Here is a 25,510-nt window from a genome sequence, read left to right on the forward strand (position 1 = left end):
ACACGCACAACAAGACCACCGCGATCTCTCGCTGCCCTGAAGGCTGACCATCGCACCGGGGCCGGAAGCCCGACCAGACCGGCCTTGCTCCCCGCCGCTCCCTGGCGACAGAGAAAACATTAGACGGCCATCGCGTGAACCACCAAATCGGGCCGTCACCCGCCTCCGAGGAGCCTGCTCAGCCGCCGTCGGAGGAGGGCAGCGCAGCGTCGTGCTCGATGCCCATGAGCCCGAAGACGCGGGCCGCCAGGGTGCCCGGGGCGGCGACGAGGGTCAGCAGACCGCCGGCCCGCAGGGCCGCGCCCTGGGCCGCGACGAGCGCGCCGATGCCGGCGCTGGGGAGGAAGTCGACCCCGTCGACGTCCACCCAGACGACGTCTCCCCGGTGCGCGGCGACGAAGTCGGCCAGCCGCTCCTGGAGCACGTGGACGATGTCCTCGTCGACGCTCCCGGCCACGCACAGCACGTCGCCGCGCGCGTCGAAGGTGAGGCTGCGTCCGTCCACGGGTCGAAGACTAGGGATCCAGGGGCGTCCGCGCACCCACTGTCCGCGGGCGGGAGCCGGATCAGGCGGTGTCGCGCTCGGCACCGAGCTCGTGCCGGACCGGGAGGCGGGGGACCCCGCTGAGGCGGACGGTGTGCCGCACGTGGCCGGCGTGGCGGCCCAGCGCCGCCCACAGCGCCGCGTGAGCCGACCACGGGAGCGGCTCGTCGCCGTCGTACCAGCTGAGGCCGAAGGAGACCCAGACCGGCGTCCAGTCGCGGGCGCAGTCCCACGCCCCGCGGCGCGCCTCGACCAGTCGACGGCGTACCTGGAAGGCCAGCCGCGGCCCGTCCGCGACGATCGGCGCCGTGGCCACCGGCCACACCCACAGGTCGAGCGCCATCAGGTCCAGCTCGAGCTCAGCGAGCACGGCCGGGTCGACCAGCACGGTCGCCACGTTCTCGTGGGGGCGCCTCATGCGGGGACGCTAACCGCGGCGCCGGCTCCCCGTCATCCACCCCGGCAGGTGGGGCCGGTGGCGACGGCGGGGAGCGCGGAGGCTTGCACGCACGCATCGCTCGGCGGCGGGGTACCGACGCCGCATGACCAACTACCCCCGCCTCGCCATCGTCACCGGTGCCGACTCCGGCATCGGCCGCGCCACCGCCGAGCTCCTCGCCACGGAGGGGTACGACGTCGGGCTGACCTGCCACGAGGACGTCGAGGGCGCTCGCTCGACCGCCGCGTCGATCGAGCAGCGCGGCCAGCGCGCGTTCGTGGAGCCGTTCGACGCCGCCTCGCCCGACGCGGGCGAGGTCGTGGACCGCCTCGTCGAGCAGCTCGGTGGTCTCGGCGTGCTGGTCAACGTGGCCGGCACCGGCCACAGCAGCCGCGTCCTCGACACCGACCTCGAGACCTGGCGGCACGTGCTGGCGACCGACCTCGACGGGCCGTTCCTCACCTGCCGCGCCGCCGCGCGGCACATCATCGCCGGTGGTCACCCCGGACGGATCGTCAACGTGACGAGCGTCCACGAGCACCTGCCGCGGCTCGGCGCGGCGGCCTACTGCGCCGCCAAGGCCGGCCTCGGTGCGCTCACCGAGGTCCTCGCGCTCGAGCTCGGCGAGCACGGCATCACCGTGAACGCGGTCGCGCCGGGCGAGATCTCGACCGAGATGACCGGCATGGACACCCAGGACGCCTACCACGAGGAGCGGCCCGGCAACCCGCTCGGCCGGCCGGGCCACGTGCAGGAGGTGGCGTCGGTGATCGCGTTCCTGGCCTCGCCGCGGGCGGCGTACGTGACGGGCAGCAGCTACGTCGTGGACGGCGGGCTCTCGCTCATGGCCGCCCACGGCCACGACCAGGCGGGCGCCGGCTGGCGGGAGCTGTAGGCGCGGCTCTGGTCGCCGGTCAGGCGCCGCGCTCGCGCGGCAGGCGGATGACGAAGCTCTGGTCCTCCACCTGATACGACGCCTCGCCGCCGTGCGCCTCGGCGAGCGCGCGCACGATGTAGAGACCGAGGCCGGTGCCGCCGGTGGTCGTGCCGAAGCGCTCGAAGAGGCGGCCCCGGACGTCGGCCGGCACCCCCGACCCGGAGTCGTGGACCGCGATCGCCACGAAGTCGCCGTCCGCCCGGGCGGAGACCGCGACCGGCGGGAGGCCGTGGGTAAGCGCGTTCGCGACCAGGTTGTCGACCATCTGGGCCAGGCGGCCCGGGTCGGCCTGGACGACCAGCCCGTCCTCGACGTCGAGCACGACCTCGGCCTGCGGGTGGCTGCCGCGCGCGGACGTGACCACGGCGCGCAGCTGGTCGGCCAGCGGCAGCGGCTTCGGGTCGAGCCCCAGGCTGCGGGCGTCGGCGCGGGAGGCGGTGAGCAGGTCGTCGAGGAGCCGCCGCAGCTGGTCGGCGGTGCGCCGCATCCCCTCGGCGAAGTCGCCGCGCTCCTGCGCGGTCAGGTCCTCGTGGTGCCGGGCGAGGGTCTCGGCGGTGGCCGCCAGGACTCCGATCGGCGAGCGCAGCTCGTGAGCGGTGACCGCCAGGAACTCCGCCTGCTCGGCGGCCGAGCGCCGCAGCCGCTCGTTGGCCTGCTGCTGCAGCTCGAGGATCCGGCGGCGCTCGGTGGAGTCGCGGGTGACCTTGGCGAAGCCGACCAGCACGCCGTCGGCGTCGTGGACCGCCGTGATCGTCACGTGTGCCCAGAACCGGCTGCCGTCCTTGCGGACCCGCCAGCCCTCCTCCTCGTAGCGCCCCTCACGGCGGGCGATCGCCAGCTCGTGTTCGGGGTGCCGCTCGGCCTGCTTGTCCGGCGGGTAGAAGGTGCGGAAGCTGCGGCCGACGATGTCCTCGGCGCTGTAGCCCTTGAGGCGCTGCGCGCCGGCGTTCCAGCTCGCGACGTGCCCGTCGGGGTCGAGCATGAAGATCGCGTAGTCCTGGACCGCCTCGACGAGCAGGCGGAAGCGCTGCTCGGTCTCGTGCAGCTCGGCCTCGGCGGCCCGCTGCTCAGTGACGTCCTGGGCCTGCAGCAGGAAGTAGAGCGGGCGGTCCTGGGCGTCGAGGACCGCGGAGAGCGTCGCGTTGAACCGGCGGGCCGGCTCGTCGGCCAGCCCGTGCTCGAGCTGCGCGGCGCTGCCGCCGTCGCGGAGGTTCTGCAGCGCCTCGAGCACCGGCTCGGGGTCCGCGGCGAGGTCGGCGTACGCCGTGCCGATGAGCGCGTCGGCGTCGTCACCGAGCAGGCCGACCAGGTGTCGGTTGACCCGCACGATCCGGCCGTCGAGGGTCATCGTCGCCATGCCGATGGCCGCGTCGTCGAAGATCTCGCGGAAGCGCTCGAGGTGCTCGGCCAGCACCGGGTCGAGCTCGAGGTCGGGGCGCGGCCGGCCGGTGTCCCTGCCTCCGGTCGCCCCTTCCCCGGTCGGTCCGCCCAGGTGGTGCCCCGGGTCGCCCGCAGCGGCGGCGGCCGGGTCGCCCGCACCGGCGGGGGTGCCGAGGGCCACGAGCCGGTCAACGAGCTGCTCGATGGGCACGGACTTCTCGACGAACGCCGAGGCACCGAGCCGGCGCGTGTGGTCGGCCAGACCGGCCTGGTCGAAGCCGCTGAACATCACGACCCGCGTGGTCGGAGAGGCGTCGAGGACCAGCGGGAGGGCTGCCAGCCCGTCGCGGCCGGGCATCGAGACGTCGAGGAGCATCAGTGCCGGGCGGTGCGCGCGGGCCAGCTCGACCGCGTCGTACCCGTCCGCGCCCTCGCCCACGACCTCGAGCCGGCCGGACAGACGCAGCTGGGTCTTCACCAGGAGGCGGACCTCGGGCGCGTCGTCCACCACGACGATGGTCGGGCTGGCGGGCATGGGCGGAACCTACTGCACCGTGGCCGGTCGGGCACCGTCCAGGCGCCCGACCGTCCCTCCGCGCCACGGGCGCGACACATCCGACACCGACGACCGGGGTACCGGGCGGTTCCCCTCGAGGAAGGAGCGGCCTGTGCGTGGACTCATCGGACTGCTGGTGGTCGTGTGGCTGGTCATCGGCGCGGCCGCGGCCTGGCAGCGCGGCTACTTCGGCGACGACCAGGAGGTCAGCTGCAGCACCTTCGGCGACACCGCCCTGACCGTCGTCGCCGGACCGCTCAACTACGCCGGCGTCAACCCGAAGGTGGACTGCGAGCTCCCGGAGGCGCCCCGACCCTCCGAGTGACCGGAAGCGCCCGGGCCGGGTACCGCGTCCCTGACGGAGGGACCGTCGGGCGGTGCCCGCCATCATCGTGTGTCGGAGGTGGAGCCCGTGGCGGAGGCCGAGCGGCCACCGGAGCACCTGTTCCGGTTCGTGGCCGAGACGACGACGGACGGCCTGTGCTTCGTCGACGCCACCGGCGCGATCACGTTCGTCAACGACGCGCTCGCCGAGGCGGTCGGGCGGTCGGGTGACGAGCTGCTCGGGACCCCCGTGCGCCGGTTGTTCGTGGCCCGACCCGGCGACGACGCGACGTACGACGGCGCCCGGACGTGGGAGAACGCCGAGGCCGTCCTCGCGCGCGCCGGCGACCGGGACGGGCTGCCGGCACTGGTCTCGGCCGTCCCGCTGCCGGAGGAGCTCGGCGAGCCGTGGCGCTGGCTCGTGCGGGTCACGCCGTACGCCGGGCGGCGGGGGCTGCTGGAGCAGCTGCGGGCCCGCGAGCGGGCGCTCGCCGACGCGCAGGAGATCGCCCGGGTCGGCAGCTGGACCTGGGACCCGCGGGTCGAGGTCGCCGACTGGTCGGAGGAGATGTACCGGATCACCGGCCGGGACCCCGAGACCTGGCGCCCCACGCTGGCGGCGTTCCTCGAGGTGGTCCACCCCGAGGACCGCGAGGAGGTCGCGTCGGCCCTGGAGGCCGTCGTGGAGGGCGAGGAGTCGTTCGCGTTCGATGCCCGCGTCGTGCGGCCCGACGGCGAGGTCCGCTGGGTGCGCGGCCTGGGTCGCGCGCAGGTCACCGCCTCCGGTGCGCGGGTGCTCAGCGGCACGGGGCAGGACATCCACGCGCTCAAGCAGGCCGACGCCGAGGCCGCCGAGGCGACCCGACGGCTGCGGTTGCTCCAGGAGATGGCCTTCGCCGCGAACCGGGCGACGACCCTCGCGGAGGCCATCGCGATCGCGGCGCGCGCGCTGCCGGCCGGCAGCAGCGGGTGGGAGCCGCTCGCCGTGCACGTCCTCGACGGCGAGGGCCTGGTGCCGCTCACCGATGCCGACGGTCCGGTCCGCACGGACCCCGACCTCGTCGAGCGGGCCCGCCGGTCGGCCGCCATCGAGGCGGCCACCGTCCCGGGCGACCCACCCACCCACAGCCTGGTGGCGCTCCCGGTCACCGCCGGCGGGCGGGTCGTCTGCGTGATCAGCCTCCTGGCCGACGAGGTACCGCCGGACGAGACGTCGTACGCCCTGCTGGACCAGGTGGTCATCCAGCTCGGCCTCGTCGCCGAGCGCGAGCAGCACGCCGCCGACCTGGCGGAGGCGCGCGACGCGGCGATGGAGGCGTCGCGGCTGAAGTCGGAGTTCCTGGCCACGATGAGCCACGAGATCCGGACGCCGATGAACGGCGTCATCGGCCTGACCGACCTGCTCGGCCGCACACCGCTGGACGACCAGCAGCAGCGTCTCGTCGACGGCCTGCGCGACGCCGGCCAGACGCTCATGGCGATCATCAACGACATCCTCGACCTGTCGAAGATCGAGGCCGGCAAGCTGGAGCTGGAGACCGCGGACTTCGACGTCCGGTCGGTCCTGCACCAGACCGCCGGGGTGTGCAGCGGCCCGGCCCACGACAAGGGCCTCGAGCTCGTGGTGGCGTGCGCGCCGGACGTGCCGCGCGTCCTGCGCGGCGACGCCGTGCGCCTCGGACAGGTGGTCTCCAACCTCGCGTCCAACGCCGTGAAGTTCACCGACCGCGGCGAGGTGGTCGTCGAGGCCGGGCTGGCCGCGCAGTCGGCGCACGACGTGGTGCTGCGGGTCGCGGTGCGCGACACCGGGGTCGGCATCGACCCCGTCGGGCGGGCCCGGCTCTTCGACGCCTTCACCCAGGCCGACCCGTCGACGACCCGGCGGCACGGCGGCACCGGCCTGGGCCTGGCCATCAGCCAGCAGCTGGTCCACGCCCTGGGCGGCGAGATCACCGTCGACAGCACGCCGGGCCGCGGCAGCACCTTCAGCTTCACCGCACGGTTCGCCCGCGGCGCCGAGGACGGGCCGGCCGCTGCCGTCGACGTGGCCGCGGCGCGGGCGGCGGACCCCGCGTCGCTGGCAGGACGCCGGGTGCTGGTCGTCGACGACAACGCGACCAACAGGTTCGTGCTCACCGAGCAGCTGAGGTCGTGGGACGTCGAGTCGGTCGCGGTCCCGACGGCCGCGGAGGCGCTCCTGGTGCTGCGGGCCGCGACCCGCCAGGGCCGGGCGTACGACGTCGCCGTGCTCGACCTGCTCATGCCGGACGAGGACGGGCTCGACCTGGCCCGCCGGCTCCGCGCCGACACGACGCTCGTGCAGCCCCGGCTGCTGCTGCTCAGCTCCGACTCGGCGGTCGGCGCCGGCGAGGCGCGCGCCGCGGGCATCGAGGCGACGCTCGCCAAGCCGGTGCGCCACGACGACCTGCGCGACGTGCTGCTGTCCCTGCTCGCCCCGGCCGAGGGGACGGGCGGGCGGCCCGCACAGCGGCCGGCCGACGAGCTCGGCCTGCGGGTGCTTGTGGTCGAGGACAACCCGGTCAACCAGCTGGTGGCCACGGGCATCCTCGAGAGCCGCGGCTACGCGGTCGACGTCGCCTCCGACGGGCTCGAGGCCGTCGAGCGGCTGCGCGGGCGGCACGGGTACGCCGCCGTGCTCATGGACTGCCGGATGCCGCGGATGGACGGCTTCGAGGCGACCCGCACCCACCGCCGGCACGAGCCGGCCGGTCAGCGCGTGCCGATCATCGCGATGACCGCCTCGGCCCTCGAGGGCGAGCGCGAGCGCTGCCTGGCCGCGGGCATGGACGACTTCCTCACCAAGCCGGTCGACCCCGGCGACCTCGACGCCGTGCTCCACCGCTGGACCGGTCCGCAGGCGGCGCCGCCGGGCGGTCCCGCGGGTCGCAGCGGACCCACCGCTGCGGCTCTCGCCGGCACCGGCAGCTCCGACGGCGCTGGCGACCCCGAGTCCGCCAGGGACCGGAGCGCCCCGCCCGACCCGGCGGAGTTGGCCGGCCGGTCCCGCCCCACCGGTCCGGTGCTCGACCCGGCGCGGGTGCGGATGCTCGACGAGCTGCGCAAGGACGGCGTCAGCTTCTTCGTCCGGACCGCCACCTCGTTCGTGGGGCGCATCGACGAGCAGGTCGCCGCCATCCACGACGCGGTCCGGACCGGGGACGCGAACCGCACGTTCACCTCCACCCACCTGGTCAAGGGCAGCGCCCTCAACCTCGGCCTCTCCCGGGTGGCCGAGGTCGCCCAGCGGATGGAGGACCACGCCGAGGCGGGCACGACCGCCGGCATGACCGGGTTGCTGGCCGACCTGGACCGCGAGGTCGCGGCGGCCGTGTCCGCGCTCCGCGACGCGGTCGAGCGGTAGTGCCGGCGCCGCTGCCCGGTCCCGTCCCCGCGCTGCTGCCCCGGTTCGAGGTGGTCGCGCGGCGGCGGCCCGTCGAGATGGTCCGACCATTCCCGGCCGGGGTCGGCGCGCTCGGCCCGTACGTCGCCGTGGAGGGCGAGCCGGGCGCTCTGCTCGTGCTCGCGGGAGCCGGGGTCCGCGTGACCGGGTCGTACGACGACTCCGCCCGGCTGGAGGTCACCACCGGGCGGCGGACGACCCGGCACCGGTCGCGACGGCACGGCCGGGCGGCAGCACCCGTCGAGCGGCTCTGCCTGGCGCTGACCGGCACCCACGTCACGCTGCTGACCCGCGAGGCCGGCGGCTGGGTCGCCCGCTGCCGGGTCGACCTCGCCGACCGGCGCGCCCCGCGCGTGGACACCCACGACGAGGGCTGGCTGGCCACGCTCACGGCCGACGGCGGGACGCTCGGTGGCTTCGGGCAGCTCGGCCTGCGCGACCTGCGCGTGGTCACCGCGGCCGACGGCACGGCGTACCGCCCCGACGGGCTGGTGCACCTGACCGCCACCTCGGCGGGGCCGGGCTTCTTCGACACCGCCCACACCTCGGTGTGGTCGCTCGACCCGGCGACGCTCGCGCTCACGCACACCGCCGACCTCTTCTTCCGCCGGCCCGACCGGTCGGGCGCGTTCGGCGACCACGCCACCCACCTCGTGCGCAACGGCGGCGCGTGGCTGGTCGCGACGAGCACCTGGGGCGACTTCGACCGGCGCCGCCGGACGCGCGTCACGCTGGCCCGCAGCGACGCCGACCTGCTGCACGGCCGGCACGTCCTCGACACCGCTGAGCTGCCGCTGCCGACCGGCGGGCTGCGCTCGGCGGCGGTGTGGGACCCGCACCTCGTCCGCACCGACGAGGGGTGGCTGGTCGGGTTCGTCAACGCGCGCAGGTACTTCGACTTCCACCCCGCGCTCGCCGGCGGACCCGACCTCGACCGGCTCGGGATGCTCGGCGCTGACACCTCGCCGCGCGAGTGCGAGGGCACGACGCTGCTGCGGGTCGCCGGCGCCTGGCACGTGCTCGCCAGCGACAAGCACGCGCGCTCGTGGCCGGTGCACGACCTGGCGATGCGGGCGACCGGGCGGCTCGACGCGCCGTACCCCTCGAACATCCCGTGGCCCACGCTCGTCCCGCTCGACGAGCACGAGGGCGGCGGGTGGCTGGCCGTCACCTTCGACGGCACGCGGGCGGGCGGGCCGCTCGCCGGCTACGGCACCCACGGCGACGTCGTGCTGATGCGCGCCGGCTGAGCGCGGGCGGTCAGTCCGTGACGCGCAGCAGCGGGCGGACGGCGGCGCGGGCGCTGTGGATGCGCGACTTCACCGTCCCGAGCGGGACGTCGAGCAGCCGGGCGATCTCCGCGTAGTCCAGCTGCTGCACGTCGCGCAGCACCAGCGGCTCCACCAGCTCGGGCCGCTCCGCGCCGACGACCTCGAGCGCCTCCAGCAGGTCGAGCCGGCTGCCGGCGATCACGCTGGTCGTGCGCGGGTCGGCGGCGACGGGGAGCTCGTCGGTGGGCCGCTCGGCGGCGCGCCGCTTGAGGGTGCGGTACGTCGAGCGGGCGCTGTTGGACGCGACCGCGTGCAGCCAGGTGGTGAACCGGCTGCGTCCGCCGAAGGACCCGATCCGCGTCGCAACGAGCAGCAGCGCGTCCTGCGCGGCCTCCTCGGCGTCCTCGGGGAAGAGCAGCATCCGCCCGCAGATCCGGCGCACCCGCGGCTGGACGGCGGCGAGCAGCTCCTCGAGCGCGTCCCGGTCGCCGGCGGCCGCGCGCAGCGCGAGCGCGTCCAGCTCGTCGGGGGTGGGCTCCTCCACGGTCTGGGACGATACGACCCATGCCCCTCCCCGAGCACCTCGGCCGCCTCCGGCGCGTCGACCGGCTCGGGGTCGGCGGGTTCGCGACGGTCTGGCTCTACCACGACGCCGAGCTCGACTCCGACGTCGCGGTCAAGGCGCTCGCGGAGAACTGGGCGCAACGGCTCGACGTCCGCGAGCGCTTCCTCGAGGAGGCGCGGATCCTGCGCCGCGCCGACAGCGACCATGTCGTGCGGGTGCACGACATCGGCGAGGCCGACGGGACGCCGTACTTCGTGATGACGTACGCCGACCTCGGCTCGCTCGCCACGCTGCTTGAGCCCGGTCGGCCGCTGCCGCCCGGCCGGGTGGTCGACCTGGTCGCGCAGGCCGCCGACGGGCTGGCCGTGCTGCACGACCTCGGCGTGGTGCACCGCGACGTCAAGCCGCAGAACCTGCTGCTCCGCAGCGGCGGCAGCGCCGGCGAACGGCTGCTCGTCGCCGACCTCGGGGTCGCCAAGGCGATGCTCCACGCGAGCGGGCTGACCCAGGTGGTCGGGACGCCGGCGTACATGGCGCCCGAGCAGGCCCTCGGCACCGGCGTCGACCGGCGGGCGGACGTGCACGCGCTGGCGGCGGTCGCCTACCAGCTGCTGACCGGCGAGCTGGCGCGCACCGGGTCGGTCAGCTCGCTCGTGTCCGCGGGGCTCCCGGCCGCGCCGTCCACGCTCACCGACCTGCCGCCCGCCGTCGACGAGGTGCTGCTCGGCGCGCTCGACCCCGACCCGGACCGGCGCCCCGACGACGTCGGCGCGCTCGTCGCCGGCCTCCGTCGGGCGCTCACGGACGGCGCGACCGTGGCGCTGCCGGCCCGCCCACCCGCCGCGCCGGAACGGCCGGCTGTGGACGAGCGCCCGGCGGGGGCACCCGTGGTGACCGCCCTGCTCGCCGTGCTGGTGCTCCTGGGGACCTTCGCCGCGGCGTACGCCCTGGTGCGCGCGCTCGGTTGAGACGCCCTAGGCTGGGTGTGACCCACGCCACCCCTGTGGGTCGCCCACCCGCCGCACCACCCCCGCGGCCGCACAGAGAGCAGGCGCACCCATGTCCGCTACCCGTCCACCCCAGCACGCTCCCGCCGTCGACGTCCTCGACCTCGGCGCCGAGCACGAGCAGGTCGTCTTCTGCAACGACCCCGCCACCGGTCTCCGCGCGATCGTCGCGATCCACTCGACCGCCCTCGGCCCCGCCCTCGGCGGCACCCGGTTCCACCCCTACGCCACGACCGCCGACGCGGTCCGCGACGTCCTCGACCTCTCGCGCGGCATGACCTACAAGGCCGCGCTCGCCGGGCTCGACCTCGGCGGCGGCAAGGCCGTGATCATCGGCGACCCGTCGACGCTGAAGTCCGAGGCGCTGCTGCGCGCCTACGGGCGGTTCGTCCAGTCGCTGGCCGGGCGCTACTACACCGCCTGCGACGTCGGCACCTACAGCGTCGACATGGACCACGTCGCGCGCGAGTGCTCCTTCGTCACCGGCCGGACCGTCGCCCACGGTGGCGCGGGCGACAGCTCGGTGCTCACGGCGTACGGCGTGTTCCAGGGCATGCGCGCGGCCGCCGAGCACGCCTGGGGCAGCACGTCGCTGGCCGGCCGGACCGTCGGCGTGGCCGGGGTCGGCAAGGTCGGACGGCACCTGGTGCGGCGCCTGGTCGAGGAGGGCGCCCGTGTCGTCGTCACCGACGTGCACGCGCCGGCTGTCGAGCAGGTCCTCGCCGAGCACGCCGCCTCCGGCGCGGTCCGCGCGGTCGCCACGACCGAGCAGCTGGTGGCCGAGCCGCTCGACGTCTACGCACCCTGCGCCCTCGGACGCGCGCTGACCGACGAGGTCGTCGACGTGCTGACGGCACAGGTCGTCTGCGGCGCCGCCAACAACCAGCTCGCCCACCCCGGCGTCGAGAAGGCGCTGCTCGATCGGGGGATCGTCTACGCGCCCGACTACTGCGTCAACGCCGGCGGCCTGGTGCAGGTCGCCGACGAGCTCGAGGGGTTCTCCTTCGAGCGCGCGCAGCAACGAGCTGCCGGCATCTACGACACCACGCTGGCGGTCCTGCGGACCGCAGCCGCCGAGGGCGTCTCACCCGCCGTCGCCGCCGACCGGCTCGCGGAGCGTCGCATCCGCGAGGTCGGCCGCCTGCGAGGGATCTGGCTGGGTCGCTGACCCTGCCGGCTCCCTCGACCGGAGAGACGACGACCCGGTCGTCCGGATCCCTCGGCCGAGGGATCCGGCGGCCGGGTCACTCGTCAGTCGCGCTGCGGCTCCACGACGTCAGCCCACTTCTCGAGGATCTCCGGATCCACCTCGGGCTCTTGGTGGTCGGTCTCACCACCGTGCAGCTCCTGCGCCAGCTTCCCGAAGTCCGTCTCGTGAGTCCGGTACTTCAGGTCGCGGGCGACCTTCGTCTGCTTAGCCTTCGCTCGGCCGCGCCCCATAGGGTCAGCCCCCTCGCAACTTGGCCGGGGCACAGTGGCACCCGGGCTGTCCTCAGAAATTCTCCGTGGCGCCAACGCTACCTGTTCGATGGTTGTTCCCGCACGTCCGGGGTCGAACTCGCGTCCGCGCGTCTCGTGGGGGCGGGGCCGGGCGGGTCCGGGGGTCGGTTCCGGGCGTCGGTTCATCAAGGCATGCAGGCGAACCAGCACTCCCCCGGGTCAACTCACCGTGGGAAGCGTCGGTCCACCGACATACCTGGGGGAACCGCCGCCGCGAGCCGATCAAGGCGCAGGGCGACGGGGCTACCAGCCCGGGTGCTGGCCGGTGAGCCGGACGGAGCCGCCGGGGGCGTCGCCGGCCTCGCGGACCTCGCCGGCGGGCCAGGCGCGGATGTCGTGCTCGGCGAGGACGCGGACGGCCTCGTCGACGTCGTCGGGCGGGAGGAGGGCGACCATGCCGACGCCGCAGTTGAGGGTGGCCTCGAGGTCCTCCTGCGAGACGTCGCCGACCCGGCGGACCAGGTCGAAGACCGGCTGCGGGGTCCACGTGCCGCGGTCGAGGGTGGCGGCCAGCTCCACCGGCATGACCCGCTCGAGGTTCGCGGCCAGCCCGCCGCCGGTGATGTGGGACATCGCGTGGACTCCGGTGCGGTCGGCGAGCTCGAGGCAGGCCTGGGCGTAGATGCGCGTGGGGGTGAGCAGCTCCTCGCCGAGCGACCGGCCGAGCTCGGGCACGTTGCGGTCCAGCGACCAGGCGGCGCCGCCCTCGCTGGTCGCGCCGAGGAGCACGTGGCGGACGAGGGAGTAGCCGTTGGAGTGCAGGCCGCTGGCGGCCATGGCGAGGACGACGTCCCCGGGACGGACCCGGCCCGGCCCGAGCAGCCGGTCGGCCTCGACGACGCCGGTGGTCGCGCCCGCGACGTCGTACTCGTCCGGGCCGAGGAGACCCGGGTGCTCGGCGGTCTCGCCGCCCACGAGCGCGCAGCCGGCGACCTGGCAGGCCTCGGCGATGCCCTTGACGATCGCGGCGACCCGCTCCGGCACGACCCGGCCGGTCGCGATGTAGTCGGTCATGAAGAGCGGCTCGGCCCCGCAGACGACGAGGTCGTCGACGACCATGCCGACGAGGTCGAAGCCGATGGTGTCGTGGACGTCCATCGCCTGCGCGATCGCGACCTTGGTGCCGACGCCGTCGGTGGAGGTGGCCAGGAGGGGACGCTCGTACTTCGTCAGGGCGCTCGCGTCGAAGAGGCCGGCGAAGCCGCCGAGCCCGCCGATCACCTCGGGGCGGGTCGCGCGGGCGACGTACCCCTTCATCAGCTCGATGGCGGTGTCGGCCGCCTCGATGTCGACGCCGGCACGGGCGTAGGCGTTCTGGCCGTTGGTCACCGGCTGGTCCTTCACGGGTTGTTGAGCACGGGCAGCGCGCGGCCCATGGTGGGGGACTTCAGGGTCGCCTCGAGCAGGTGCTTGCCGAGCAGCGACTCGTCGGGCAGCTCGACGGGGTACTCCCCCGTGAAGCACGCCTGGCACAGCGACTGCGCCGGTTGGCCAGTGGCCTCGACCATGCCCTCGAGCGAGATGTAGCCCAGGCTGTCGGCGCCCACGCTGGCGGCGATCTCGTCGACGTCGAGGCCGTTGGCGATCAGCTCGGCGCGGGTGGCGAAGTCGATGCCGTAGAAGCACGGCCACTTCACCGGCGGGCTGGAGATCCGCACGTGCACCTCGAGCGCGCCGGCCTCGCGGAGCATCCGCACCTGGGCGCGCTGGGTGTTGCCGCGCACGATCGAGTCGTCGACGACGACGACCTTCTTGCCACGGATCATGTGCTCGAGCGCGTTGAGCTTGAGCCGGATGCCGAGCTGGCGCAGGGTCTGGCTGGGCTGGATGAAGGTGCGGCCGACGTAGGCGTTCTTGACGAAGCCCTGGCCGAACGGGATGCCGCTCTCCTGCGCGTAGCCGGACGCGGCGGGCGTGCCCGACTCCGGCACCGGCATCACGAGGTCGGCCTCGACGGGGAACTCCCGGGCCAGCCGGCGGCCCATCTCGACGCGCGCCTCGTGGACGTTGCGGCCGCTGATGGTGGCGTCGGGGCGGGCGAGGTAGACGTACTCGAAGACGCAACCCTTGCGCTCCGGCTCGGCGAACCTGTGGGAGCGCAGGCCCTGGTCGTCGATGACGAGCATCTCGCCGGGCTCGACCTCGCGGACGACGCTGGCGCCGATCGTCGCGAGCGCGGCGTCCTCGGAGGCCACGACCCAGCCGCGGTCGAGCCGGCCCAGGACGAGCGGGCGGATGCCCTGCGGGTCGCGGGCGGCGTACAGCGTGTTCTCGTTCATCCAGACGAAGCAGAAGGCGCCGCGCAGGTGCGGCAGCACCTCGAGCGCGCGCTGCTCCAGCGAGCTGTCCGGGTGGTGCGCGAGGAGGGCGGTGACGAGGCTGGTGTCGTTGGTCGCCTCGCCCGCGGGGCGGGTGTGGAGCTCCAGCTCGTCGTCCGGGCCGGGCAGGTCGGCGACCATGCCGCGCACCTCGTGGGTGTTGATCAGGTTGCCGTTGTGGCCCAGCGCGACCGAGCCGTCGGCGGTGGGACGGAACGTCGGCTGGGCGTTCTCCCAGGTGCTCGCCCCGGTCGTCGAGTAGCGCGCGTGGCCGATCGCGACGTGACCCTTCAGGGACTCCAGGGTGGTCTCGTCGAAGACCTGCGAGACGAGGCCCATGTCCTTGTAGACGAGGATCTGCCGGCCGTTGCTGACCGCGATGCCGGCGGACTCCTGGCCGCGGTGCTGGAGCGCGTAGAGGCCGAAGTACGTCAGCTTGGCGACGTCCTCCCCCGGCGCCCAGACCCCGAAGACCCCGCAGGCGTCCTGCGGTCCGGCCTCCTGCGGGTCCAACGCGGTGGTGAGCCGGCCGTCGCCGCCCCTGCGCGAGCTGCCACTGCTGCTGAGGTAGGGCACGCCCCGATCGTAGCGGCGGGGCCGGGTCGGCCCCGATTCGCGAGCCGGCCGCGGACGGGGGAGCGCTGCGGTGTGGTCGTGGGCCGGCCCCCGACGGGTCGTGTGCCCGAGGACGCGGACGGGCGCGCCCTGGGACACACGACCCCGAGGCCGGGTCGACGACGGCGGGCCGGTCCATACCGGTTCCGCGGACAGGGCTGGCGGCCGCTGCGTATCGTGGGCGGCACCCCCGTTCTTCGCCCCCACCTGGAGCACGATGTCCTCGCGCCCGCCTGCGCCTGCGCCGCCCCGTCCGGGGCCGTCGGGGCTCTCGTCGGAGGCGCAGGAGTCGCTCCAGCTGATCGCCGAGGGGATCACCGCCGTCGCCGGCTTCGGCGTGGCCGCCATCGGGCTGGTCCGCGACGGCCACCTCGAGATGGCCGCGGTCGCCGGCAGCCCGCAGGCCCGTGAGGAGCTGATCGGGCGGCGCACGCCGCTGCACCTGCTCGTCAACGAGCTCGAGGTCGCCGACGACTGGGGGCTGCTGAAGTTCGTGCCGCACGAGCGACTCCAGTCCGAGGTCGAGACGTGGGCCTGGGTGCCCGAGGTCGACCCGCTCGACGTCCCGGATGCCTGGCACCCGCTCGACATGCTCACCGCGCCGCTGCTCGACGCCGACGGCGCCATGCGCGGACTGGTGTCGATCGACCTGCCCGACGACGGCCGACGGCCCGGCCCGGAGCGCCGGCGGCTGCTGGAGCGGTACGCCGCGCAGGCGTCGCGGGCGGTGCTCCGCGAGCTGGAGCGCGAGGAGCTCGAGGAGCAGGTCCGGCTGGCCGACACCGCGCGCCAGGTCGTGCGCCGGGCCTCGCGGCAGCGGTCGCTCGCGCGGATCCTCGAGGAGTCCAGCGAGGCGCTCGTCGAGGGCTTCCGGGCGCTCGGCATGTGGATCCAGACGTTCGACGAGGACGGCCTCGGCACCGGGGCGATCCACGCCATCGACGGCACGGCGGTCGAGCTGCCCGAGGCCATCATCCGGGTCGCGGAGCGCTCGGCGCGCGAGGCCTGGGCGGCGCAGGTGACCGTCGTGGTCGCGCGCGGCCGGCTCGGCGACGGGCTCCGCGACCACGAGCGCGCCCAGATCGTCGACTTCCTCGACAGCCTGGACATCGGCTCGATCCTCTTCGTGCCGATCGGCGTCGGCCCCGAGACGCTCGGTAACCTGGTGCTCACCCGGCCGCACGGCGGCGCGCCGTGGAACCAGACCGAGGCCACCGCCGCGCTCGACATCGGACGCGACCTCGGCACCGCGATCCTCAACGTCCGCGCCTTCGAGCGCGAGCACCGGCTGGTCAAGGAGCTGCAGGCGCTCGACCAGTACAAGGGGCAGCTGATCGCGACCGTCGCGCACGAGCTGAAGAACCCGCTCACCTCCATCGTCGGCTACCTCGAGATGCTCGAGGCCGAGGACGTCAACGCCGGCGTGCAGCAGGCGCTGTCCGCGATGGACCGCGGCGCCCGTCGCATGGTCCGCGTCATCGACGACCTCCTGCTGCTCTCGAAGGTCGGCGACCCCAGCAACCCGGTCATTCCCCGGCCCGTCGACCTCTCGACCGTCGCCCGCGACGTCGTCGACCTGACGAGCCTGGCCGCCAGCAAGCGCGACCTGACCGTCCACGTCGAGGCGCCGGCGTGCCCCGTCCTGGCCCACGGCGACCCCGACGAGCTCGACCGCCTGCTGTCGAACCTGGTCAGCAATGCCGTGAAGTACACCGAGCCGGGCCGCACCGTCACCGTCGCGCTTGCCCGGGAGGGCGACGAGGTGGTCGTCGAGTGCCGCGACGAGGGGTTCGGGATCAGCGAGGCCGACCAGGAGAAGCTGTTCACCGAGTTCTTCCGGTCCACCAACCCGGTCGCCGTCGCGCAGCCGGGCACCGGGCTCGGCCTGGCCATCGTCGCGCGCATCGTCGAGCGGCACGGCGGGCAGATCGAGCTCGACTCCGCCCTCGGTCGCGGCAGCACGTTCCGCGTGCGGCTCCCCGCCGCCGACCCGGCGCCATGAGGCTCGTGCCGTGAACCCGGGCACGTCCCGCCGCGCGCTCGTCGTCGGCGGGCTGCTGGCCGCGGCGACCGCCGCTGCTGCCCGTCCCGTCGCGGGCGCCGCGCGGTCGGCGCTCACGATCGCGCCCGAGGTGACGGTCGACCTCCGCCGCAGCAACCAGGGCCTGGTCGCGACGATCGAGCCGACCGCCACCGCGCTGGCACCGCTGCCGCTGGTGGTCTACCACCACGGCCTCGGGCGGGACACCGACGCGATCCTCCACCGCCGGAGCACCGCGGCGATCCGCGAGCACCTCGTCGCGGCGGCTGCGAGCGGCTACCGGGTGGTGGTCTCGGACTTCGGCGGCTACCTGTGGGGCAACGAGCGCAACCACCGGCACATCGACGCCGTCATCGCCGCGCACCGCCGCAGGGGCGGCGCTGCGGGGCCGGTCGCGCTGATCGGCTCCTCGATGGGCGGCGCCGCCGTGCTGTCGTACGCCGGCACGCACCGCCGCGACGTGGCGTGCGTCGTCGCGCTCCAGCCGGCGCTCAACCTCGCGGCGCTGAGGCGGCGCGGCGTACCGGTCGACGCGGCGTTCCCGGGTGGCTACTCCAACGCCCGCCACGGAGCCCGGTCCAGCCCGACCGTCATCGCCCGCGACCGGCGCTCGCGCTACCGCGGGATGCCGATCCGGATCTGGGCCGGGTCGCTGGACCACATCGCGACGCCGGCGCTGGTGCGCCGGTTCGAGGCGCTGGTGCGCCGCGGGCGGGACCCACGGGTGCAGACCACGATCCTGCCGGGGCTGCGCCACGGCGACGCGCTCATCGGGGCGGTGCCGACCGACGAGGTGCTGGCGTTCCTGCACGCCGCCCTGCCGCCGGCTCCCCTGGCCGCCGCACCGGAGGAGCCGGAGGGGCCGGAGGACCCGGACGGGGCTCAGCGCATCGCGCGGGCGCCCTTCTCGATCGCCTCGCGGATCCGCACGTAGGTGCCGCAGCGGCACACGTTGCGGATCCGGTCGAGGTCGGCCTCGGTGATGTCGCGGCCCTCGCGGCGTACCTTCTTCACCAGCGCGACGGCCGCCATGATCTGGCCGGGCTGGCAGTAGCCGCACTGGGCGACGTCGAGCTCGAGCCAGGCCTCCTGCATCGGGTGGAGGTCCTCGCCCTTCGCGCCGACGGTGGCCGGGAGCCCCTCGATGGTGGTGACCTTGTCGTTCTTCCGCAGGTCGCCGACCTTGACCGAGCAGGGGTTGAACGCCTTGCCGTTGAGGTGGCTGGTGCACGCCTTGCAGACGTTGATGCCGCAGCCGTACTTGGGGCCGGTGACGCCGAGGAGGTCGCGGAGGACCCAGAGCACGCGGACGTCGTCGTTGACGTTCACGGTGACGGGCTTGCCGTTGAGGATGAAGGTCTGCTTGGGCACGGCGCGCTCCTCAGTAGGTCTTCTTCAGGCCGTCGGTCGGCGACGGCGGAAGGGAGGGGACGAAGGACTTGGGCTTGAACCGCAGCTGCCCGTGATTGATCGGGAAGCGGGTCGGCAGGGTGCCGGTGGCGCGGGCGTAGGCGCACGCCACCGCGGCCGCGGACGACCCGACCGCGGCCTCGCCGACGCCGCCGGGAGTGTCCGAGCCGGGGTCGACGATGTGGACCTCGACGCCCTCGGGCGGGACGTTCCACTGCCGCGTGTAGAAGTAGTTGTCCCAGCTGGCCTCGAGGAAGCGTCCGTCGCGCAGGTGGTTGCTGGCGCTCAGCGTCATCGCCAGGCCGTCCATGAACCCGCCCTGCATCTGCGCCTCGACGCCGCGCGGGTTGATGACCAGGCCGCAGTCGACGGCGATGACGGCCTTGGTGACGCGCGGGCCGGTGTAGGTCTCCCTGCCCAGGTCGCGGCCGACCGTCTGCGGACGGCAGTCGATCTCGACGAGCACGGCGGTGGCGCCCTTGTACTCCTTGTGCAGCGCGACGCCCTGGGCCATGCCCTTCGGCATCTTCCGGCCCCAGCTGCCCTCCTTCTTCACCTTCTCCAGCACCGCGCGGACCCGCTTGTTCTTCACGTGGTCCAGACGGAACTGCATCGGGTCCTTGCCGGCCTTCTTCGCCATCAGGTCGATGGTCAGCTCGGCGGCGACGCAGGTGTCCGGGGAGTAGATGTTGCGCATGGAGCCGGTCGAGAACTTGTCCTCGAACTCCAGCGGCTCGTTGAGCAGCTGGGTGACGACGCCGAAGTTGTAGGGCAGCTCCTGGGTGAGGGTGAAGATCGTCTCCGCGAACCCGAGGCCGCCCAGGCCGGTCGGCAGCTCGTCGGCGAGCGAGGTGATCATCTCGCCCAGCCCGTGGCTGAAGTCGGTGGTGACGCTGGTGTGGCGCTGCTCGAAGCTGAGCACCTGCCCGGCCAGCATCGTCGCGCGCACCCGCGAGGTCGCCATCGGGTGCAGGCGGCCCTGCCGCGGCTCGTCGACGCGGTGCCACGTGAGCTTGACCGGCACGCCCATCGCCCGGGAGATCGTGGCGGCCTCGATCGCGTGGTCACCGAAGAGCTTGTGGCCGAAGGAGCCGCCGCCGGTGACGACGTTGACCTTCACCTGGTCCGGGCGCAGCCCGGTCGCCGCCGCGATGTTGCCCTGCGCGACGATCGGCGCCTTGAGGCCCGCCCAGACCTCCGCACGGTCCTTGCGGACGTCGGCGATGGCGGCGTACGGCTCGAGCGCGGCGCTGGAGCGGAACATGAACTCGAAGCGGGTGTCGACCTGCTGCGCGAGCACCGGCACCTGCGGGACCACCATCGGCAGCTCCTGGGCCTTCAGCTTGGCCAGGATCGTCTGGTCGGACTCGCCGCTGACCGTGCCGCGGTTCCAGTCGACCTCGAGCTCGCGGATCGCGTCGATGCACTGGCCGAAGGTCCGGGCGCGCACCGCGACGCCGGTGTCGACCATCGCGACGTGGGTGACGCCGGGCATCTTCAGCACCCGCGCCCTGTTGCGCACCCGCTTCGGCGAGCCCTGGTGCTCCGGAGGTCGGCAGACCATCGTCGGCAGGGCGCCGGGGACGTCGAGGTCGGTGGTGAACTTCTTCCTGCCGGTCACCGCCTCGCGGGCGTCGGTGCGGTTCCGCGGCTTGCCGATGACCTGGTAGTCCGGCTTGGACTTCAGCAGCACCTCGACCGCCTCGACGACCTGGCTGGCCGCGGACGTCGCGAGGTCGCCGTACGTCACGGTGTTGCCGAGCGTGTCGCTGATGATGCCGCCGGTCGTGGTCAGCCGGTCGACGGTCGTGCCGAGCTGGATCGCCGCGGCGTCGAGCAGGCGACGCCGGGCGACCGCGGCGGCCACGCGGATCGGGGTGAACGTCGAGAACGTCGTGTTGGAGCCGCCGGTGAGCTGGTTGAACAGCAGCTCGGGGCGGGCGGGGGCCAGCGTGACCTTCACCTTCTCGACCGGCAGGTCGAGCTCCTCGGCGAGGATCATCGCGGTCGAGGTGACGATGCCCTGGCCGACCTCCATCCGCGGCAGCGCGAACGACGCCGTGCCGTCCTTGTTGATGGTGACCGTGACCAGGTTCGCCGTCGGCAGGGCCGCGTCGGTCTGCAGGTCCTCGAGGTCGTAGATCTCCGGCACCTGGGGCAGCGACGGGATCGCCGCCGTCGCCGCGGTGCGGCTCAGACCGAGGTCGGCGGCGACGACCAGCGTCGTGCCGGCCATCACCCAGCCGAGGAAGCCGCGGCGGCCGAGCCCGCCCTCGGGAGCCTCTGGCTGTTCGTGCTGGGTCGCCTGGGGGTCGTGCTCCAGTGCGGTCATCCGCCACCTCCGAGATCGGCCGGCGCCACGTCCCCGTTTGACAGATGGCGCCGATCTGTCCAACCGTCTCACGGTGACGGCTGCCACACCATGCCTTCGTCGCCCACGATCGGACGGATGGGCCTGTGCAGGATGCACAGCCGCGATCGGCACCTCGGACCTGCGGGAGCGCCACCTCGGACCTGCGGGAGCGCCACCTCGGACCTGTGGGAGCGCCACCTCGGACCTGCGGGAGCGCCACCTCGGACCTGCGGGAGCGCCACCTCGGACCTGCGGGAGCGCCACCTCGGCGGGGTCCGGGGTCAGTCGGGGAGGCCCGCGCGGTGGGCGCGGAGGGCGAGGGCCAGCTCGACGGGCGGCACGGCGTCGACGAGGTCGCGGGCGAGCAGCGTGGAGACCCGGCGGAGCCGGTTGAGGACCGTGTTGCGGTGGCAGTGCACCCGGGCGGCGGTGGTGGTGGCCGAGCCGCCGGAGGCGACCCAGGCCTCGAGGGTGTCGAGGAGCGCCTCGGACTCGGCGGCCGGCAGCGCCAGCAGCGGACCGAGCCAGACCGCGACGAGGCGGCCCGCGACCTCGGGGGCGGTGAGGAGCAGCGCCTCGGGCAGCCGTTCGTCGAAGGTCGCCACGCCGGGCTCGCCGCCGAGCGTGCGCAACGCGACCGAGGCCTGCCGGAAGCCGGTGCCCACGCCGGCGAGGCCCGCCACGACGGCCGAGGCGCCGACCGGCCCACCCGCAGGTCCGAGCACCGCGGCGACCCGGCCGGGAGCCTCGGCCGGGCCCCCGCCGAGCAGCACCAGCCCGACCACGCCGCCGGTGCGGCGTACCCAGCAGGAGCGCAGCGGCGCGACCAGCGACGACAGCCGGTCGGGGTCGACCCCGGTGGCGGTGACGACGACCCACCGTCCGTCGACGGGCACGTCGAGGACGCGCGCGGCCTCGTGGGCGAGGCGCGGGTCCTGGGCGCGGCCGGCGAGCAGGCCCTCCCACAGCTCGGCGCGCTGCTGCTCGTCGGCGCGGACGGCGGCGATCTGGGCGGCGTGGTACGCCGCGGCGACCTGCGCGGACGTCTCGTCGACGACCTCCCACAGCCGCGTGCCGACCTCGCGCACCTCCGCGCCGGGCAGCTCCTCGCCGACCTGGTCGACGACGTCCTCCCAGATCAGCCGGCCGCCGAGCCGGAACGAGCGCAGCACGTCGTCGAGCGGCAGGCCCTGCTCGGAGCGGCGGCGGCCGGTGGCCCGGGCGGCGTCGTACGCCGGGTCGTCGCCCGGGTCGGGCGTCTCGCCGTCCGCGCCGACGAGCAGCTCCAGCACCCGGTCGACGTTGTCGTGGCAGGAACGCCACAGGTCCGCGGGCGGCACGAGCCCGGAGGTCCGGTAGCCCGGGTTGGACGCCTCGATGGTGGCGACGAGGCGGTCGGTCAGCGCCTCCACCCGCGCCCGCCGGTGCTCGGCGAGGACGGCGCGGGTGGCGGGGGTCACCCCTCCAGGGTGCCCAGCCGGGCCAGCAGCAACGTCTCGGCGAGCACGACCCGCTCGAACTCCGCGAGGTGCAACCCCTCGTTGGCGCCGTGCGCGCGGGTGTCGGGGTCCTCGACGCCGGTCACCAGCACGCTCGCCTGCGGGAACGCCTCGAGGAACTCCGCGATGAACGGGATCGACCCGCCGACGCCCATGTCGACCGGCGCAGTGCCGTCCCAGGCCTCGGTGAACGCCTCGCGCGCGGCGTCGTACGCCGGACCGGTCGCGTCGATCTGGGTGGCCTCGCCGGTGTCGACGACGGTGAAGGTGAGCTCGGCACCCCACGGGACGTTCGCCTCGAGGTGCTCGCGGAGCCGCTCGACGGCGTTCTGCGTGGTGTCGCCGGGGGCGATGCGCAGGCTGATCTTGGCGCGCGCGGCCGGGACGAGCGTGTTGCTGGCGCCCTCGACCTTCGGGGCGTCGAGGCCGGTGATGGAGAGCGCCGGCTTGGTCCACAGCCGGGCGACGGTCGAGCCGCTGCCGATCCACTGGACGCCGGGGAGGGCGCCGGACTCGGCGCGCAGCCGCTCCTCGGGATACTCCACGTCGGCCGCCGGACCGCTGTGCAGGCCCGCGACGGCGACGTTGCCCTCGTCGTCGTGGAGGCTGGCGATGACGCGGGAGAGCGCGATGAGCGAGTCGGGGACGAGGCCGCCCCACATGCCGGAGTGGACGGCGTGGGTGAGCGTGCGAACCTCGATGTCGGCGCGGACCAGGCCGCGCAGGCTGGTGGTCAGCGCGGGCTCGCCGATGTCCCAGTTGCCGGAGTCGGCGATGACGATGACGTCGGAGCGCAGCCGCTCCTGGTGCTCGCGCAGCAGCGCGGGCAGCGACTCGGAGCCGACCTCCTCCTCGCCCTCGATGAACATCGTGACGCTCACCGGCAGGTCGTCGCCGAAGACCCGCAGCGCGCCCAGGTGGGCGGCGATGCCGGCCTTGTCGTCGGCCGCGCCGCGAGCGTAGAGCCGGCCGTCGCGCTCCGTCGGCTCGAACGGCGCGGAGTCCCAGTCGGCATGGTCGTTCTCGGGCTGCACGTCGTGGTGGGCGTAGAGCAGCACGGTCGGCGCGCCCTCGGGCCCGGCCTTGTGCGCGATGACGGCCGGCGCGCCGCCGTCGGCGCTGACGATGTCGACGGTCCCGAAGCCCTCGGCGCGGAACAGCTCGGCCACCGCCTCGGCGCTGCGCTGCACCTCCGCCGCGCGGGCGGGGTCGGCGCTCACGGACTCGATCCGGATGAGGTCCTCGAGGTCCTTCCGCAGGGCCGGCAGGACCTCGGTGACCTTCGCGCGCAGCTCGTCGGTGGTGGGGCGGTTCGTCATGGTGCCCAACGCTAGGTCAGCCGACCGAGCGGTGCAGCGGCAGGTACGGCGACAGGTCGGCCCGCTCGCCGCTCGCGCGGACCCGGCCCGCCTGCTCGGCCTCGTGCCAGGTCAGCTCGCCGGTCGCGAGCGCGATGATCGTCGCGGCGTCGGTCTCGACCACCGCCGGCGGGGTGCCGCGGGTGTGGCGGACGCCGGGGACGACCTGGACCGCGGCGTACGGCGGCACGCGGACCTCCACGGAGTGGCCGGGCGCGCGGGTCTCCAGCAGCGCCAGGTAGTGCTTCACGAGCAGCCGCAGGTCGCCCTTCTCCCCCGTGCCGGCCTCGTCCGCACGCACCCGGTCCAGGGCGGCGGAGACGTCGGCGGGGTCGGCGGGGCGGAGGCGTGCGGGCACGGGCCGAGGATAGGTTCCGCCGCCGACGGTCCGGCCCGTGCCTGTGCCTTGGCCGGGGGCGCGAGGATGGCGGCGTGCCGGAGGGAGACAGCGTCTACAAGCTGGCGCGGCGGCTGGACCGGCCGCTCCGCGGGCGGACGATCACGCGCAGCGACCTCCGCCTGCCCCGGCTGGCCACGCGGGACCTGTCGGGGCGGGTCGTGCTGGAGCACGCGACGCACGGCAAGCACCTGCTCACCCGGTTCAGCGGCGGGGCCACCCTGCACACCCACCTGCTGATGGACGGCTCCTGGTCGGTCACCGGCCCCGGCAAGCAGCTGCCCCGCCGGCTGATGCCGGACGTGCGGATCGTCCTCGCCACCGACGCCGGCCACACGGCGTACGGCATCAAGCTGCACGAGGTCGAGCTCGTCGAGACCGCGCGCGAGCACGAGGTCATCGGCCACCTCGGACCGGACCCGCTGCGCGAGGACTGGGACGCCGAGGAAGCGGTACGTCGCCTGCGCGCCGAGCCGGACGTCGCGCTCGTCTCCGCGCTGCTCGACCAGCGCAAGGTGGCCGGGTGGGGGAACCTGTGGGCCAACGAGCTGGCGTACCTGGTCGGGCGCAGCCCCTGGACCCCGATCGGCGAGGTCGACGTCGAGCGGCTGGTCGCGCTCGGCGCTCGAGCGCTGGTGCACTCGGCGACGGTGGAGGGCGCCTACCAGGTGACGACCGGCATCGGCCGCAAGGGCGAGTCGCACTGGGTGACCGGACGTGCCGGGCGGCCGTGCCTGCGGTGCGGCACCGAGGTGCAGGTCGTCGCGGAGCTGCCGAACGACCCCGCGAACCGGCGCACCTGGTGGTGCCCGCACTGCCAGCCGGGCCCGGGACCCGAGGCGCGGGTGCCCACGTCGGTCGCGCGGCGGTAGGCGGGCTACAGGAGGACCACCGGGTCGGCCGCGGCGTCGCGCAGCAGGCCGAGGACGGCCGACGCGGTGCGGGACCCGTCGAGGTCCCGCGGTCCCGGCACGAGCACCGGGTCGTCGAGCAGCAGCCGGCCCAACCCCAGGGCCGTCCGGGCGCCCAGTCCTGTGGTGACGAGCAGGTCGGCGCCGCCGAGGTCGCGGGCGCGGCCGGCCACGAGCTGGTCGTCGTGCGGCTCGGTCGCGAGATCGGCCTGCAACGTCCACGCCGACACCCGGCTGCGGCGTACCTCCGCCGCTGTCGCCTCGGCGGCCGCGGCGTCCGCGTCCACGACCAGGACGCTGGCGCCGGACCGGCCGAGCCGCAGGCACACCTCGTGCCCGGCGCCCACCCCACCGCCCACGACGACGCCCAGCTTCCACCGCAGCAGCACCCGCCCAGGCTAGAGGGGCGATCCGAAGCCGCGCCGCTGGCCGAGCGCGGCGCTGCGAGGCCTGCCCACCTCACCGGGGCCGGCGCCTCCACCCAGAAGTGGGTAGGAGCTGCCACGACCCTTGTGGAGCGTCGCGGCGCAGGCCTAGGTTGACCGCCTCGCGTGCCGCCGGCGCGCCCGTCTCTCGGGAGACCCCTGTGAGCAGAATCCGCACCACCCGGCCTGTGGCCGGCACCCTCGCCGGCCTTGCCGGCGCGGCCGTCCTCGCCGCCGCC

At 74.6% G+C, this 25,510-nt stretch carries 22 protein-coding genes; 9 read left to right on the forward strand and 13 right to left on the reverse strand.

Features of this window, described 5'->3' with window-relative positions; genetic code table 11:
* Window positions 1-178: 178 nt before the first annotated feature.
* Window positions 179-505: an STAS domain-containing protein gene (locus tag G6553_RS18550; RefSeq protein WP_166196234.1), complete on the reverse strand. Its 327-nt coding sequence runs from the start codon at window positions 503-505 to the stop codon at window positions 179-181.
* A 61-nt stretch (window positions 506-566) separates the two neighbouring features.
* Window positions 567-962 carry a hypothetical protein gene (locus G6553_RS18555; RefSeq protein ID WP_166196236.1) on the reverse strand — a complete coding sequence of 132 codons (396 nt, stop codon included), beginning with the start codon at window positions 960-962 and terminating at the stop codon, window positions 567-569.
* A gap of 124 nt (window positions 963-1,086) precedes the next feature.
* Between G6553_RS18555 and G6553_RS18560 the strand changes: the two genes are divergently transcribed.
* Window positions 1,087-1,878 (forward strand): SDR family oxidoreductase, encoded by a 792-nt coding sequence (locus G6553_RS18560; RefSeq protein ID WP_166196238.1) that lies wholly within the window; start codon window positions 1,087-1,089, stop codon window positions 1,876-1,878.
* Between the two features lie 19 nt (window positions 1,879-1,897).
* Here the strand turns inward: G6553_RS18560 and G6553_RS18565 are convergent, their stop codons facing one another.
* A complete protein-coding gene (locus G6553_RS18565) occupies window positions 1,898-3,835 on the reverse strand; it encodes a PAS domain S-box protein (RefSeq protein WP_166196240.1) in 1,938 nt (645 codons plus the stop codon).
* Window positions 3,836-3,968: 133 nt separating this feature from the next.
* On the opposite strand from G6553_RS18565, the gene G6553_RS18570 reads away from it, so the two are divergent.
* The 3 genes from G6553_RS18570 (at window position 3,969) to G6553_RS18580 (ending at window position 8,851) form a co-directional block, all read left to right on the forward strand.
* Window positions 3,969-4,181, forward strand: a complete 213-nt coding sequence (locus G6553_RS18570; RefSeq protein ID WP_166196242.1) for a hypothetical protein — start codon at window positions 3,969-3,971, stop codon at window positions 4,179-4,181.
* Window positions 4,182-4,268: 87 nt separating this feature from the next.
* Window positions 4,269-7,562 carry a response regulator gene (locus G6553_RS18575; RefSeq protein WP_166196244.1) on the forward strand — a complete coding sequence of 1,098 codons (3,294 nt, stop codon included), beginning with the start codon at window positions 4,269-4,271 and terminating at the stop codon, window positions 7,560-7,562.
* Window positions 7,562-8,851, forward strand: coding sequence for a hypothetical protein (locus G6553_RS18580; RefSeq protein WP_347565804.1), 1,290 nt, complete (start codon window positions 7,562-7,564; stop codon window positions 8,849-8,851). The genes G6553_RS18575 and G6553_RS18580 overlap by 1 nt, the downstream gene beginning before the upstream one ends.
* 10 nt (window positions 8,852-8,861) lie before the next feature.
* Here the strand turns inward: G6553_RS18580 and G6553_RS18585 are convergent, their stop codons facing one another.
* Complete coding sequence (locus G6553_RS18585) at window positions 8,862-9,416, reverse strand: RNA polymerase sigma factor (RefSeq protein ID WP_166196246.1); 555 nt, start codon at window positions 9,414-9,416, stop codon at window positions 8,862-8,864.
* A gap of 20 nt (window positions 9,417-9,436) precedes the next feature.
* Between G6553_RS18585 and G6553_RS18590 the strand changes: the two genes are divergently transcribed.
* Both G6553_RS18590 and G6553_RS18595 read left to right on the forward strand, forming a co-directional pair.
* A complete protein-coding gene (locus G6553_RS18590) occupies window positions 9,437-10,405 on the forward strand; it encodes a serine/threonine-protein kinase (protein WP_166196248.1) in 969 nt (322 codons plus the stop codon).
* A gap of 91 nt (window positions 10,406-10,496) precedes the next feature.
* On the forward strand, window positions 10,497-11,612 hold the full coding sequence (locus G6553_RS18595; RefSeq protein ID WP_166196250.1) for a Glu/Leu/Phe/Val dehydrogenase dimerization domain-containing protein: 1,116 nt from the start codon (window positions 10,497-10,499) through the stop codon (window positions 11,610-11,612).
* 83 nt (window positions 11,613-11,695) lie between these two features.
* On the opposite strand, the gene G6553_RS18600 is transcribed toward G6553_RS18595, so the two are convergent.
* The 3 genes from G6553_RS18600 to purF all read right to left on the reverse strand — a co-directional run bounded on the left by G6553_RS18600 (window position 11,696) and on the right by purF (window position 14,838).
* A complete protein-coding gene (locus G6553_RS18600) occupies window positions 11,696-11,884 on the reverse strand; it encodes a DUF3073 domain-containing protein (RefSeq protein ID WP_166196252.1) in 189 nt (62 codons plus the stop codon).
* A 303-nt stretch (window positions 11,885-12,187) separates the two neighbouring features.
* Window positions 12,188-13,273 (reverse strand): phosphoribosylformylglycinamidine cyclo-ligase, encoded by a 1,086-nt coding sequence (gene purM / locus G6553_RS18605; protein WP_166196254.1) that lies wholly within the window; start codon window positions 13,271-13,273, stop codon window positions 12,188-12,190.
* A gap of 11 nt (window positions 13,274-13,284) precedes the next feature.
* The gene (gene purF, locus G6553_RS18610; protein WP_166196256.1) at window positions 13,285-14,838 is read right to left on the reverse strand and encodes an amidophosphoribosyltransferase; all 1,554 of its coding nucleotides are present in this window, start codon (window positions 14,836-14,838) and stop codon (window positions 13,285-13,287) included.
* A 256-nt stretch (window positions 14,839-15,094) separates the two neighbouring features.
* Between purF and G6553_RS18615 the strand changes: the two genes are divergently transcribed.
* On the forward strand, window positions 15,095-16,879 hold the full coding sequence (locus tag G6553_RS18615; protein WP_166196258.1) for a GAF domain-containing sensor histidine kinase: 1,785 nt from the start codon (window positions 15,095-15,097) through the stop codon (window positions 16,877-16,879).
* 10 nt (window positions 16,880-16,889) lie between these two features.
* Complete coding sequence (locus G6553_RS18620) at window positions 16,890-17,852, forward strand: alpha/beta fold hydrolase (RefSeq protein WP_166196260.1); 963 nt, start codon at window positions 16,890-16,892, stop codon at window positions 17,850-17,852.
* Here G6553_RS18620 and G6553_RS22290 read toward each other — a convergent pair.
* The 5 genes from G6553_RS22290 to G6553_RS18645 form a co-directional block, all read right to left on the reverse strand.
* A complete protein-coding gene (locus G6553_RS22290) occupies window positions 17,801-18,289 on the reverse strand; it encodes a (2Fe-2S)-binding protein (RefSeq protein ID WP_166196262.1) in 489 nt (162 codons plus the stop codon). The genes G6553_RS18620 and G6553_RS22290 overlap by 52 nt on opposite strands.
* A gap of 10 nt (window positions 18,290-18,299) precedes the next feature.
* Window positions 18,300-20,660, reverse strand: a complete 2,361-nt coding sequence (locus G6553_RS18630; protein ID WP_166196264.1) for a molybdopterin cofactor-binding domain-containing protein — start codon at window positions 20,658-20,660, stop codon at window positions 18,300-18,302.
* A 302-nt stretch (window positions 20,661-20,962) separates the two neighbouring features.
* On the reverse strand, window positions 20,963-22,141 hold the full coding sequence (locus tag G6553_RS22295) for a helix-turn-helix domain-containing protein (protein WP_166196266.1): 1,179 nt from the start codon (window positions 22,139-22,141) through the stop codon (window positions 20,963-20,965).
* Window positions 22,138-23,499, reverse strand: a complete 1,362-nt coding sequence (locus G6553_RS18640) for a dipeptidase (protein ID WP_166196268.1) — start codon at window positions 23,497-23,499, stop codon at window positions 22,138-22,140. The genes G6553_RS22295 and G6553_RS18640 overlap by 4 nt, the downstream gene beginning before the upstream one ends.
* Window positions 23,500-23,515: 16 nt before the next feature.
* Window positions 23,516-23,896 carry a sterol carrier family protein gene (locus G6553_RS18645; protein ID WP_166196270.1) on the reverse strand — a complete coding sequence of 127 codons (381 nt, stop codon included), beginning with the start codon at window positions 23,894-23,896 and terminating at the stop codon, window positions 23,516-23,518.
* Window positions 23,897-23,970: 74 nt separating this feature from the next.
* On the opposite strand from G6553_RS18645, the gene G6553_RS18650 reads away from it, so the two are divergent.
* Window positions 23,971-24,807, forward strand: a complete 837-nt coding sequence (locus G6553_RS18650; protein ID WP_166196272.1) for an Fpg/Nei family DNA glycosylase — start codon at window positions 23,971-23,973, stop codon at window positions 24,805-24,807.
* A 5-nt stretch (window positions 24,808-24,812) separates the two neighbouring features.
* Here the strand turns inward: G6553_RS18650 and G6553_RS18655 are convergent, their stop codons facing one another.
* Window positions 24,813-25,235: an SDR family NAD(P)-dependent oxidoreductase gene (locus G6553_RS18655; protein WP_166196274.1), complete on the reverse strand. Its 423-nt coding sequence runs from the start codon at window positions 25,233-25,235 to the stop codon at window positions 24,813-24,815.
* Window positions 25,236-25,510: the final 275 nt, after the last annotated feature.

Source organism: Nocardioides sp. IC4_145, assembly GCF_011250565.1.
GTDB lineage: Bacteria > Actinomycetota > Actinomycetes > Propionibacteriales > Nocardioidaceae > Nocardioides.